Source organism: Rhodoferax potami, from assembly GCF_032193765.1.
GTDB classification, from domain to species: Bacteria; Pseudomonadota; Gammaproteobacteria; order Burkholderiales; family Burkholderiaceae_C; genus Allorhodoferax; species Allorhodoferax potami.
Genome location: NZ_JAVBIJ010000001.1, coordinates 3,754,103 through 3,766,589, shown reverse-complemented (window position 1 = coordinate 3,766,589; position 12,487 = coordinate 3,754,103). Strand labels below are relative to the sequence as shown.

Annotated in this window: 12 protein-coding genes; 9 read left to right on the top strand and 3 right to left on the bottom strand. The window is 63.4% G+C overall.

What is annotated here, in order from left to right:
* Nucleotides 1-20 precede the first annotated feature (20 nt).
* Both RAE21_RS18175 and RAE21_RS18170 read left to right on the top strand, forming a co-directional pair.
* A complete protein-coding gene (locus RAE21_RS18175; RefSeq protein WP_313882561.1) occupies nt 21-992 on the top strand; it encodes a threonine dehydratase in 972 nt (323 codons plus the stop codon).
* 370 nt (nt 993-1,362) lie between these two features.
* Nucleotides 1,363-2,055: a hypothetical protein gene (locus RAE21_RS18170; RefSeq protein WP_313882560.1), complete on the top strand. Its 693-nt coding sequence runs from the start codon at nt 1,363-1,365 to the stop codon at nt 2,053-2,055.
* A 38-nt stretch (nt 2,056-2,093) separates the two neighbouring features.
* On the opposite strand, the gene RAE21_RS18165 is transcribed toward RAE21_RS18170, so the two are convergent.
* Nucleotides 2,094-2,423, bottom strand: coding sequence for a J domain-containing protein (locus RAE21_RS18165; RefSeq protein ID WP_313882559.1), 330 nt, complete (start codon nt 2,421-2,423; stop codon nt 2,094-2,096).
* Between the two features lie 147 nt (nt 2,424-2,570).
* On the opposite strand from RAE21_RS18165, the gene RAE21_RS18160 reads away from it, so the two are divergent.
* From RAE21_RS18160 to RAE21_RS18140, 5 genes are all read left to right on the top strand, one after another.
* Nucleotides 2,571-3,239, top strand: coding sequence for a histidine phosphatase family protein (locus RAE21_RS18160; protein WP_313874216.1), 669 nt, complete (start codon nt 2,571-2,573; stop codon nt 3,237-3,239).
* A 94-nt stretch (nt 3,240-3,333) separates the two neighbouring features.
* Complete coding sequence (locus tag RAE21_RS18155) at nt 3,334-4,800, top strand: ammonium transporter (RefSeq protein WP_428984046.1); 1,467 nt, start codon at nt 3,334-3,336, stop codon at nt 4,798-4,800.
* A gap of 52 nt (nt 4,801-4,852) precedes the next feature.
* Nucleotides 4,853-5,206, top strand: coding sequence for a hypothetical protein (locus tag RAE21_RS18150; protein ID WP_313874217.1), 354 nt, complete (start codon nt 4,853-4,855; stop codon nt 5,204-5,206).
* A 43-nt stretch (nt 5,207-5,249) separates the two neighbouring features.
* Nucleotides 5,250-5,654: a hypothetical protein gene (locus tag RAE21_RS18145; RefSeq protein ID WP_313882558.1), complete on the top strand. Its 405-nt coding sequence runs from the start codon at nt 5,250-5,252 to the stop codon at nt 5,652-5,654.
* Entirely contained in the window at nt 5,651-6,673 is a 1,023-nt protein-coding gene (locus RAE21_RS18140; RefSeq protein WP_313882557.1) for a CapA family protein, read from the top strand. Before RAE21_RS18145 ends, RAE21_RS18140 begins: the two co-directional genes overlap by 4 nt.
* 1 nt (nt 6,674) lies before the next feature.
* On the opposite strand, the gene RAE21_RS18135 is transcribed toward RAE21_RS18140, so the two are convergent.
* A complete protein-coding gene (locus RAE21_RS18135; RefSeq protein ID WP_313882556.1) occupies nt 6,675-7,511 on the bottom strand; it encodes a creatininase family protein in 837 nt (278 codons plus the stop codon).
* 9 nt (nt 7,512-7,520) lie between these two features.
* A complete protein-coding gene (locus tag RAE21_RS18130; RefSeq protein ID WP_313882555.1) occupies nt 7,521-9,500 on the bottom strand; it encodes an ATP-binding protein in 1,980 nt (659 codons plus the stop codon).
* A gap of 214 nt (nt 9,501-9,714) precedes the next feature.
* On the opposite strand from RAE21_RS18130, the gene RAE21_RS18125 reads away from it, so the two are divergent.
* Nucleotides 9,715-11,979 (top strand): protein-disulfide reductase DsbD family protein, encoded by a 2,265-nt coding sequence (locus tag RAE21_RS18125; RefSeq protein WP_313882554.1) that lies wholly within the window; start codon nt 9,715-9,717, stop codon nt 11,977-11,979.
* 31 nt (nt 11,980-12,010) lie between these two features.
* Nucleotides 12,011-12,421 carry a CoA-binding protein gene (locus tag RAE21_RS18120; protein WP_313882553.1) on the top strand — a complete coding sequence of 137 codons (411 nt, stop codon included), beginning with the start codon at nt 12,011-12,013 and terminating at the stop codon, nt 12,419-12,421.
* Nucleotides 12,422-12,487: the final 66 nt, after the last annotated feature.

Here is a 12,487-nt window from a genome sequence, read left to right as displayed (position 1 = left end):
ACACTGCTTCAGGACCCACCATGACTGCCAACGCCCTGCTCCCCACCCTGCAAGACATCGAAGCTGCGGCCCAGGTGGTGTACCGCGAATTCGGCCCCACGCCGCAGTACCGCTGGGGCCAGCTCTCCAGCCTGCTGGGCGCCACCTGCTGGTTCAAGCACGAGAACCACACGCCGGTGGGCGCTTTCAAAATCCGCGGCGGCCTGACCTACTTTGACCAGCTGGCCCAGCGCGGCACCATGCCCGCCGAAGTGGTGGGCGCCACGCGCGGCAACCACGGCCAAAGCGTGGGCTGGGCCGCGCGCGCGCACGGCGTGCCCTGCACCATTGTGGTCCCGCGCGGCAACTCGGTAGAAAAGAACGCCGCCATGCGCGCACTGGGCGTCACCCTCATCGAGCATGGCACCGACTTTCAAGAGAGCCGCGAGTTCGCCATCCAACTCGCCCAAGACCGTGGCGCCCACATGGTGCCCAGCTTCCACCCCGACCTGCTGCGCGGCGTAGCCACCTACTGGTGGGAACTGCTCAAGGCCGCGCCGGAGTTGGACGTGATCTATGTGCCCATCGGCCAAGGCTCAGGCGCCTGCAGCGCTGTGGCTGCCAAACGCGCACTGGGCCACCGGGCCCGCATCGTGGGCGTGGTGAGCGCACACGCCACCACCTATGCCGATTCATTCGCAGCCGGCAAAGTGGTGGAGGCGCCCGTGACCACCCAACTGGCCGACGGCATGGCCTGCCGCGTCGCCGACCCTGAGGCGCTGGAGATATTGATGGGCGCCATCGACCACCTCGTGCAAGTGACCGACACCGAAGTCGCCCAAGCCATGCGCGACATCTTCGCTTGCACCCACAACGTAGCCGAAGGTGCCGGTGCCGCCAGCTTCGCCGCAGCGATGCAAGAGCGCGAGGGCCTACAAGGGCAGACGGTGGGGATTACGCTGTGCGGGGGGAATGTGGACTCGGCGGTGTTTGCCGGGGTGCTGCGAAATTGATAGCTGCTGGCGCTTTTTTTATGCGGGCTATTGGCGCTTTTTGCATTAGCGTCTGCATAATTTAAGTGCAAATAACGCGAGCGTGCCATTTAGCTTGTCAACGCCGTTTTTTAGGTTTGAGTTAGGGAGGTCGGCAAGTGTTTTTGTAGTCCATTCACGCGAAATGAGAAACCACTCACATCAAACCAATCTCCCAGCAAACTGACATTACGATGAACCCACATTGAATTAAGACGCTGATGAACAGTTTTGCAGGGTTTCAGGGCTTGTTAATCGACTGCACAGCAGCCAGTACACTGAAAAAAATCGAATTTAAACATCCACTCAAGCACAAGCTTTCTACTGCCTCGTTAGGCGCCATCATCCTCCCATGCGAGACAGCAAATTCCTCCTCGGTGTCGTTCTGACCATCACCTGGCTTGCCTTAGGGGCTTGGATAGTCATCGCCACGCCAGACGCAAGACCAACAAAGATGAACGAATGGGGAGACGTTTTCGCTGGCTTCTTCTCTCCAGTGGCCTTCTTGTGGCTTGTCCTCGGCTTTATGCAGCAAGGCGACGAACTGCGCCTGAATACGAAGGCGCTTGAGCTGCAGGCAGAAGAATTGCGAAACTCGGTAAACCAGCAACGCGAACTGGTGGAAGTGACTCGGCGGCAAGTAGATGCTGAATTGGAAGCGCTTCGAGCAGCACGGGAAGACAAGCGTCAGGCTGCCCAGCCAAAGTTCATCGTTTCCGATCCGGGTGCTTTCTGGTCTGCAACTGTCAGGTACACGTCCAACATAAAGAACGTTGGAAGCACCGCAACAGATGTACTCTTCACTTTTGATCCACCGCTTAAGCTTTCTACATTAACCCGACTGGGATCCATCGCTCGCGGGGAATCTCAGTCTTTTGAGTTTGAATACACAACTGGCGTAGCGAACGACCTCACGATCATGCGTATCGACTACACCGATGCCGATGGCGGACCCGGAACGCAACGCTTCCGCCTCAAAGCTGTTCAATCGAATCCAGGCCCCATGGTCGAGATCACCAAAGATCACGTCTACCCCCCCGGTTAACAGTCAAAACCTGGCAGTGAGCGTGCCAAGAGTCTCCCCTAAACCAAAGGCCGAAAAGCAAACGGCCGGCAAGTGACACCACCCGCAGAATCCGGCGCATGGTGAATCCGGGGCCTCACATCCAGCCCCCGTCGCTCCACAAACGCAGCATCAATCCCCTCTCGGATGTCATAGCCCCGCCGCTTCACCGGGTCCGCCAACACCGAATACGCGAAATTGATCATCGCCAAGCGCTGCCCGGCGGCGTCGGAGTTCAGGTGTTTGTCCGGGTGGTGTTGCTGGGCCAAGCAGCGGTAGGCCGCGCGGATCACCGAGGGGCTGGCCTGCGGGCTGACTTCCAGGGTTTCGTAAAGAGATAGCTTGGGCATCAGCCATTGAACGCCGTTACAGCACGTTTGTTTGTGCACTGCCCTACATAGCACCGCGAACCAGCCACAGGCATAGCGCTCCTAATTTCATAGCTGCTGTCGCACATTTAACAAGCGCCAAGTGCCGATTGGGCTTAAATCCTTCCCATGGGAAATCTTTATTTGGTGCGCCACGGGCAGGCCTCTTTCGGGGCGGCTGATTACGACAACCTGAGCGAGCTCGGCCACCGGCAGAGCGTGCGGCTGGGGGAGTACTTTGCGGGCAAGGGCTTGCAGTTTGACGCGGTAATCACCGGCACACTCAAGCGCCACGCCCAGACTTGGGCGGGTATTGCCCAAGGCGCGGGGCTCACACACCAGCCCCTTGAGTGGCCGGGCCTGAATGAATACGACAGCGAGGCGGTGATCAAAGCGATTCACCCCACGCCCCTCGAAAAACCCGACACGCCCGAGATGTACCGCCACCATTTCCGGCTGCTGCGCGACGGCCTGACGCAGTGGATGAATGGGGTGGTCAGCCCGCAGGGCATGCCCAGCTACGACGACTTTGTGCGCGGGGTAACCAGCGCGCTGGAGCATGTGCGCAAGTCGCACACCGGCAATGTGCTGATCGTCAGCAGTGGCGGGCCTATCTCCACCGCTGTGGGGCATGTTTTGGGCACCACGCCCGAAACCACGATTGAGCTGAACCTGCGCATCCGCAACAGCTCTGTAACCGAGCTGGCCTACACGCCCAAGCGCCACATGCTGGTGACCTACAACACCCTGCCCCACCTGGATGACGCAGCCCACGCGGATTGGGTGACTTACTCCTGAGGGTGTCGCGCTCGCGTCGCTAAAGAAGACGCCCTTGGCGCCTCTGGCATAGCTCGTGCTTTGTGACCTGTGTTGGAAAACACAGAGGAACACAATGCACCAAAAAGGTCTGCCCTCCCTAGCGCTATGGATGGGCATCGTCGTGCTGAGCTGGTCGCTCAATACCCAAGCACAAACGCCCGCCAGCGGCACTGTTACCGAGGCCGCGCCAGTTGCAGCGGTGGTTGCACCTGACCCGGCCCCGGCTGCGGTTGCCGCGCCAGCACCGGCAACAGCCCCGACTCCAGAGCCTGCATCGGCACCGGTATCGCCAGCGCCGACCAAACCGTTTCTGGCCAAACAAGACAGCATCAACGCCGCAGACACGGCTTGGATGATGACCAGCACCGCGCTGGTGTTGCTGATGACGCTGCCCGGTATTGCCTTGTTTTATGGCGGCATGGTGCGCAAAAAGAGTGTCATCAACACCATGGCGAGTGTGGTGGCGGTGGCAGCCCTGCTGAGCCTGCTCTGGTTTGCAGTGGGCTACTCGCTGGCCTTTACGCCGGGCACGGCCTGGCTGGGCGGGACCGAGCGGATGTGGTTCAGCGGGCTGGGCTACCTCAAAGAGGCGGGCTTGGTGGCGGTGAGCCATGTGGCGCCCAATATCCCAGAGTCGGTGTATGCGATGTTTCAGCTCACCTTTTTCATCATCACCGGGGCGCTGATTGTGGGCGCGCTGGTCGAGCGGATGCGCTTCTCGGCCATGCTGCTGTTTATTGGCATGTGGTCGGTGGTGGTGTACGCCCCGATTGCCCACTGGGTGTGGGAGCCGGGCGGCTGGCTGGTGCAAATGGGCGTGCTCGACTTTGCAGGCGGTGCCGTGGTGCACATCAATGCGGGCGTTTCGGGTTTGGTGTGCGCCTACATGCTGGGCGCCCGCAAGGGCTATGGCAAAGAGCCGTTTGAGCCTTTCAACCTGGGCCTGACCATGGTAGGCGCAGGCCTGCTGTGGGTGGGCTGGTTCGGCTTCAATGCCGGCTCGGCGGTGGCGGCCGATGGGCGGGCGGGCTTGGCCATGGCGGTTACGCACCTTGCGGCATCCGCCGGTGCCATGAGTTGGATGCTGGGTGAATGGGTCATGCGCGGGCGCCCCTCTTTACTGGGGCTGTGCTCCGGCTTGGTGGCAGGGCTAGTGGCGATCACCCCGGCGGCAGGTTTTGTGTCGCCCAGCGCGGCGGTGATCATCGGTTTGGTGGCGGGGGTGACCTGCTACTGGGGCGCGACCGGCCTGAAGCGCATGCTCAATGCTGACGACTCACTGGATGTATTTGGGGTGCACGGCATAGGCGGCATCGTGGGGTCCTTGCTCACCGGGGTGTTTGCCAGCAAGGGCATTTCTGGCGTGACCGGCAGTGTGGCCACCCAGGCGCTGGGCGCGGTTGTGGTGGTGGTCTACAGCGGCGCCATGAGCTTTGCGCTGCTGTGGCTGACCAAGGTGATTGTGGGCCTGCGGGTCGATGACAACGCGGAACTGGTGGGCCTGGATGTGTCGCAACACCGCGAGCACATCGGGGGTTGATGGAGTGATTTGAAACAGGTTGCGGCCGCCAGCGGCTGCCAAGGAGTGTTGCATGTTGAACAGCGAAAAACTGGCGATTGCCGCCCATTTGCACGTGCTGCTGCGCCGCAAAACCGGCCGGGTGACCGATACCGAGTGGATGGCCAGCAACACCGAGTACGCCGCTGAAATCATCCGCTTTGCGCGCGCCGCCGCTAAAGACGACGGCCATGCCGACCTCGGCGAGTGGGCCGCCAAACTGGAGCTCGCCATGGAGCCGCAGCATCCCCACCGCGCGACCAGCCGCGACAAGTTGTTCGGCATGCTGGGGGGCAACACCCGCCCTGCGCCGCTGCCCGGTGCATCCGACTCGCTGCTGGGCGCAGCCGATGCGGGCGGGCACCGGTATATACGCGGCATCCGCTAGCGGCCGCGGCCCAACCGGGGCCTATCACCGGCACAATCTGCGCATGCTGTGTTTAACCTTTCGCCTGTTGGCCTGTGCCGCACTGATGTGCGCCACTACCCTGCACGCCAGCCCCTTGCTCCGCTGTGAGCTCACCTACGCTGGCAGTACCCAAACCCTGGAGGCCACGCCCGTGGACGACCCATACCCGGTCGCATCGGTCGATGTGGGCGGGCGCTTTTTCTTCAAGGCGGTGGTGGTGGGCCGTGGCGCGCAGCCGGAATACATCAAAACCTATGCCTACCTCGATACCCTTACCCAGCCGGTGCTGGTGCAGCAGGCCAGCTATTTCCCGCCGTTCACTGCGGCGCCGGGTGGGCAACGGCTGACCGGCAAACAGTTTGTGTATGCAGGCCCCGTCGAGCGGGAACTGCAATACGAGTGTGTACTGCACGGGGTGCAACCATGAAGCGCCCCACCCTCAACCACGTGCTCGGCCTGCTGCTCGCAGGCACTATCGCCCTGTTGGGCCACAGCGCAGCCGTGGCCCAGCCGGTGCCACCAGCCCACAACGAGTCGGGCTGGGTGACGCTGGTGTTTGCCGGAGACATCGTGCTTGACGATGTGGCGGGCGCCATGATCGAGCGGGGCGAAGACCCGTTCGGCGGCTTCCGGGACTTTTTTGCGAAGGCGGATATCCGCATTGGCAACCTCGAGTGCGTAGTGGCGACCACCGGCTCGGCGGGCGACAAAAACTTCACCTTCCGGGCCCACCCGCGGACCTTGCCAGTGCTCAAGCGCCACTTCGATGCGCTGGCCCTGGCCAACAACCACTCGGGCGACTATGGCCGCGAAGCATTTGCCGAAATGCTCACCCTGCTGCCGGCCGCCGGGCTGCAGTACTTTGGTGGTGGCCGCAACCTGAAAGAGGCCCACGCGCCGCTGATCCTGGAGCGCAAGGGCTTGCGGATTGCGCTACTGAGCTACAACGAGTTCATGCCGCGCAGTTTTGAAGCGGACTTTGACGCCCCGGGCATCGCCTGGAGCGAAGACGAGCAGGTGGTGGCCGACATTCGCGCCGCCCGTGCGGTGCACCGCGCGGATTTGGTGATTCCCGTCATGCACTGGGGATGGGAAAACGAACTGGTAGCCAACAGCCGCCAACGCACCTTGGCCCGCCGCATGGTGGATGCGGGTGCGGACGCGGTGATTGGCGGCCACCCGCATGTCACCCAGGACATTGACTACCACCAAGGCAAACCCATCGTCTACAGCGTGGGCAACTTTGTGATGAAGGAAACCGACAACGACGACCAGCGCCGCGCGTGGGTGCTGAAGCTGCGCCTGAGCGCACAGGGTGTGCAGGCCTTTGAGACCCGGGCTGTCAATATTGACCTGCAGGGCATTCCCACCCCGGACCCGACCCGCGCCACACCGTGCTGGCGCCGTGGCGAGGCGGGTACCCGCCTGTGCACCCCAGCCGACTGAGCTAAGCCAGCGACCTCAAAGTGTCGCCGGGCAGTGCATGGATCTCGGCCAATAAGCCCGCAAGTGCGCGGCCTGCGGCAGACAAAACCGCCTCGCCCTTGGCTGCTGTAGCAGCCGCCGCGTTGCCGACAGCGCCTGCGGGGTTGTAGTCCTGCATTTGCCAGCCCAGCTTGGCGCTCTTGCCATTGCCAAGAATAGGAAAGGCCTTGGCACGGTCTTCAGAAGTCGAGGCAAAGTTTTCTGCTTGCGCCATGTCTACCAGGTCAGGGCGCAGGGCGAGCATCATCGAGGTTTCGACGTCACCGGCATGGATGCCAAACCGGTGCTCATGGGCGCTGAAGAGCGCATTCACATCGCTGCCATCGGGTGCGGTCAGGGGCAAGCCAAACCAGTTGACGCTGTAGACCAACATGCCGAGGCGGGCGCGCAGGTCACGCGCCACCACATCCATCAGCCCTACCTGGCCGCCGTGGCTGTTAAACAGCACCATGCGTTTCACCCCGGTGGCGGCCACGCATTCGCCGATCTCGGTCCAGATGCGGATCACGGTTTCGGCCTTGAAGGTCAGGGTGCCGGCGAACTCCGCGTGTTCAGGGCTGTACCCCACGACTTGGGTGGGCAAAAACAGGGCGGGAACATCGGGGGCGATATGGGGTAGCGCATGCGCTACCACGCCATCAACCAGCGCGCTGTCCACCTGCAACGGCAGATGCGGACCATGCTGCTCGGTAGCGGCTACGGGTAACACGGCAATCAGGCGATCCAGCGTGCCGGCGGTGCGGGCGGCGTCGAATTGCGGGCTGGTCCAGTCAGCCCAGAAACGGGAGGGAGGGTGCATCACTCCATCTTACCCAGCGGCACTGTCCGGCGCGATCACCGGTGCCACGAGCGGCATGCGGATGCGGAAGCATGCCCCCGAGTCGGGCAGGTTGCTCACATCGATGGTGCCACCCAGTGTTTTGGTCACCAGGTTGTAGACGATATTGAGCCCCAGACCACTGCCGCCTTGGCCCAGACGGGTGGTGAAAAACGGGTCAAAAACCCGCGCCAAGTGCGCTGCCGGTATGCCGCGCCCGTTATCCGAGACCAGCAGTTCCAGCCGGTTGTCGCCGTCCAGGCGGGCGGTGATCTGGATGGTGCCGGGCGGGCCGTTGTCGTCGAACGCGTGGATCAGGGCGTTATTCATCAAATTGGTGAGCACCTGCCCCAAGGGGCCGGGGTAGCTGTTGAGCTCGACATCGTGCGGGATATCGGTGGTCACCTTGTGCGGTGACTTGCGGATGGTGGGCCCCAGCGTCAGCAGAATCTCTGCCACCGTGTGCTGCAACTCAAAATTGCGCCGGTTCAGGCTGGTCTGGTCGACCGCCACTTGCTTGAAGCTGGCCACCAGCTCTGCCGCATGTTGCAGGCCGCGCATCAAGATGCCGGCACCTTGCTGGGTGTTGGCCACGAACTCGTCCAGCCGGCTGCGGGTCAAGCCTTTGCTCATGCTCTGCGCAAAGTTGTCAGCATGGTCTTGCAGGGTGCTGGCCACGGTGAGGCTATTGCCGATGGGGGTGTTCAGCTCGTGGGCAATGCCGGCCACCAGAGAGCCCAAGGCCGACATTTTTTCGGCGCGCACCAGCTCGGACTGGGCGGCGCGCAGTTGCCCCAAAGCATCGGTCAGCTCCTGGGTGCGCTCCTGGACCCGGTGCTCCAAGGTGGCGTTGAGCTGGAGGATGTTTTCGTCGTAGCGGTGCTGTTCGGTGATGTCGTCAAACGCCATGATCAACACCTGCTGCCCCTCCAGCCACACCACCCGGCCGGACAAGTCGCAATAAATCTCGGCCCCATGCAAGCCGCGTCTCATCCACGCCTGAAAGTTGGACAGTTCGCCGGTAGCTCGCAGCGTTTCCAGCGCGCGTTTACGCACTTCCAGGTCTTTCCAGATCCCCATCCGCTTGCCATTGGTGCCGATCACGCTGGCACGGTCCATGCCGAACACACGGCCCCACGCGGAGTTGACATCGAGGGTCTGTACCTCTTCGCCCATGGTCGACACTGACATCGCCACTGGCGAGGCGTCAAAAATCGCGGCAAATTTGGCCTGGCTGTCGCGCAGCGCCTGCTCGGTGCGGGCCCGCTCTTCGAGCTCGCGCTGAAGGGCCAGTGTTTTTTGCTCGCGCTCGCCGAGTAGTGCGCCGAGGTCGATGCGCATGGTGTCGAGCGCGTTGGAGAGCTGGCCCATTTCGTCATTTTTGGGGCTGGCTACCGACTCGGACAAATCCCCGCGGGCCAGGCGCAGGGCACTTTCCCGCAGGCGCAGCATGGGTTGCACGATGCGGCTGCTGAACAAGGGCCAAATAAAGGCAAACGCCAGCGCGACCTGCAGCAGCAAGGCACCGGAGAAGCGCATCAACTCATCACGCGCCTCAGCCTGCACCTGCAGGGTGGACATGGTGACGCTCAAGTTGCCGACCCGGGCGCCGTTGTAGGTGATTTCGCGCTCTTCTTGCCGCTGGTTGTCGATATCGCCCGAGGCGTCGCCACGCTTGACGAAGGGCTCGCCGAACTCGTCGGTCACGGTCACACTCACCACGTCGGGGTTGCGCATCACGGCTTCGACAAGCTCGATCGCAACACCCCGGTCCAGATTCCACACCGCCACGGCCATGCCGCGCGACAGTACGTCGGCATATTGCTTGAGGGGGGCTTCGACCCGCAGTGCGACCTCGGTCTCCAGCTTGCTGGTGACCTGAAAGCCGGCGAAGAACAGGGCTGGCAACAGAATGCCGGCGGCCACCCCGAGCATCAGCGTTTGGCGCAGCGAAAAACTCGGGAACTTCACGCGGAACGGGCCTTTCCGAAGGTTGTACAAAAGTGCTGACGCAGTATGGCCGCGGGTAGGGTACGGGTCAAGCGCACAAAGCGCAGGTGCAACAACCGTGCCTGTTTGCCCTGCCTGTTATAACCCAGCGCAAGTACCCCAGCCCTCGCAAGCCAGCCCCACGGCCCGCCCCGCGCGAGGAACTATTGCCCGCCCTAGTGGCTCTGACCAGCAGATGAACGACTCCTTTTTTTGCGCCCGCGTGCGCCGCCTGCCTGCCGCTCTCTTTTTTATAGCTGCTTGCGCACTGTTTTCGGGGGCTCATGCCCAATTGGGGCCTGCAACCAGCCCCACGCTGGGCGGACCCGCTGCGAGCGCAGCCGCGGGAGCCACGGTGCGCACCGAACAGGTGAGCGCCGAGCTGTTGGTGCATGCGCCCGACGGGCTCACGCCCGGCAGCACTCTGTGGCTGGGCTTGCGGCTGCAACACCAGCCCCATTGGCACACCTATTGGAAAAACCCCGGCGACTCCGGCCTGCCCACGCTGCTGCAGTGGACGCTGCCGCCCGGCCTGAGTGCCGGCGAGATTGCCTGGCCGGCCCCGCAAAAGATCGCCATCGGCACCTTGGCCAACCTGGGTTACGAGGGCGAGGTGCTGCTGCCGGTGCCCGTGCAGGTAAGCCGCGACTTCAAAGCCACCGGGTTGACCCCGGGCGCCGAGGTGCAGCTGGCGGCCAGCTGGCTGGTGTGCCGCGAAGAGTGCATTCCCCAGGAAGGCCGTTTCAGTGTGCGGATACCGGCCCAAGGCTCCACCGCGCTGCACACCGGGCTCTTCAAGGCTGCGTGGGCCGCTGCGCCGCAGCCCTTCACCGGTAAGTTTGAAGTGACCGCTGAGCCCGAAGGCCTGCGCCTGCAGGCAAGCGGCCTGCCCGCTGCATGGGTGGGCCGGGCCCTTCAGGCACTGCCCGAAACCGCCGAATTGCTCGACACCCCGGCCCTGCCCTCTAACGCCGACCGCTTGCACCAAGGCGCACTTCAGCTCCGCCAGCAAGGCTGGGATGGCACCACCTGGCGGGCCTGGCTGCCTTACGCCGCCCAACGCAACACCTCGCCCACGCGCTTGGCGTGGGTACTGAGTGCCGGTGGCACCGAGAGCCTGCGCGCCGAGGTACCTGTGAACGGCACTTGGCCGCCGGTGGCTGCCATGGCAACCGTCTCGCCAGCCCTGCAAGCCGCGCTGGACAGCAATGCGCGTGGCAACACCCCACCGCCCGCCGCGCAAAGCGGCTGGGCTTGGATGCTGATGGGCGCCCTGCTGGGCGGGCTGATTTTAAATTTGATGCCCTGCGTGTTCCCGGTGCTGGCACTCAAGGTGCTGGGCTTTGCCGGCCAAAGCGCCCAGCCCCGTAGCCAGCAACGTGCCCAAGGCTTGGCCTACACCGCCGGAGTGGTGCTGTCATTCATGGCGCTGGGTGGCTTGCTGCTGGCGCTGCGCGCCGGGGGCGAACAGCTGGGTTGGGGCTTTCAGCTGCAGTCCCCCGCGGTGATTGTGGCCCTGGCCTTGTTGTTCACCCTGCTGGCGATGAACCTGGCCGGTTGGCTGCATATCGGCAGCGTAGTGCCCGACCGCTTGGCCGGGCTGCAACTGCGGCACCCGGTGGCCGAGGCATTTTTGTCGGGGGTGCTAGCGGTGGCGATTGCCTCGCCGTGCACCGCGCCGTTCATGGGCGCGTCGCTGGGCTATGCGATTACTTTGCCGGGCGCGCAGTCTTTGGTGTTGTTTGCGGCACTCGGCTTCGGCATGGCCTTGCCTTACCTGCTGGCGAGCTGGTGGCCCGCGGTAGGCCGGATGCTGCCGCGCCCCGGTGCCTGGATGGAGACTTTCAAGCATTTCCTGGCCTTCCCGATGGCAGCCACCGTGGTGTGGCTGGTGTGGGTGCTGGGTCATCTGGCCGGTGTAGATGGTGCTGCCAGTTTGCTGCTGCTGCTCTTGAGCGTGGGCCTTGGGGTCTGGGCGCTGCGGCAAACCGGGCGCTCCAAAGCGATATTTACTATCATTTCTATAGCTGCTTGCGCAATATCTATAAGCGCTACATGGCAATTTGGCTTGAAAGCCGCGGAGGAGCCTACCGCGCGCACTACCGGTGCCACACCGGCAGGCGCCCACTGGCAGCCATGGTCTGATGCCGCGGTGCAAGCCGCGCTGCAGCAAGGCAAGCCGGTGTTTGTGGATTTCACGGCCGCTTGGTGCATCACCTGCCAGGTGAATAAGAAAACCACCTTGGGCCAAGCCGAGGTGGAGGCCGCCTTTGCCGCCAAACAAGTCACCCTGCTGCGGGCAGACTGGACCCGGCGTGACCCCGCCATCACCCGCGCGCTGGAGCAACTCGGCCGCAGCGGCGTGCCGGTCTATGTGCTGTACGCCCCGGGGCGCAGCCCCCAAGTGCTGACTGAGTTGCTGACGCCCGGCGAGGTGCTCGGCACCTTGGCCACCTTGTAAGCGCCCACACACCTTCACCCTACGGACCACCATGCGCTCCATCGACACCCTTCACCCGCTGCTGTTCCCGCCCCGCACCGTGGCAGTGGTGGGCCTGTCGCCCAAGCCGCACCGCGAGAGTTTCAAGGTGGCGGCCTATATGCAGCGGCAGGGCTGGCGCATCGTGCCGATCAACCCGAACGCTGCAGAGATCCTGGGCGAAAAGGCCTACCCCAGCCTCACCGAAGCCGCGGCGCATGAAACGATTGCCATGGTGAACGTGTTCCGCAACAGCGAGGATGTGCCGCCGGTGGTGGACGAGGCGATTGCTATCGGCGCCCCTGCGATCTGGCTGCAACTCGGCATCCGCAACGACGACGCCATGGCCCGCGCCCGGGCCGCCGGTATGCAGACGGTGCAGGACAAATGCCTACTGATAGAGCACGCGCGCGCCGCGTCTTGAGGCACTTGGGCGCAGCTACCAAGCAAGCCACCGGGGTACGGGCCATCTGGCCTTGACTTGAGGCAA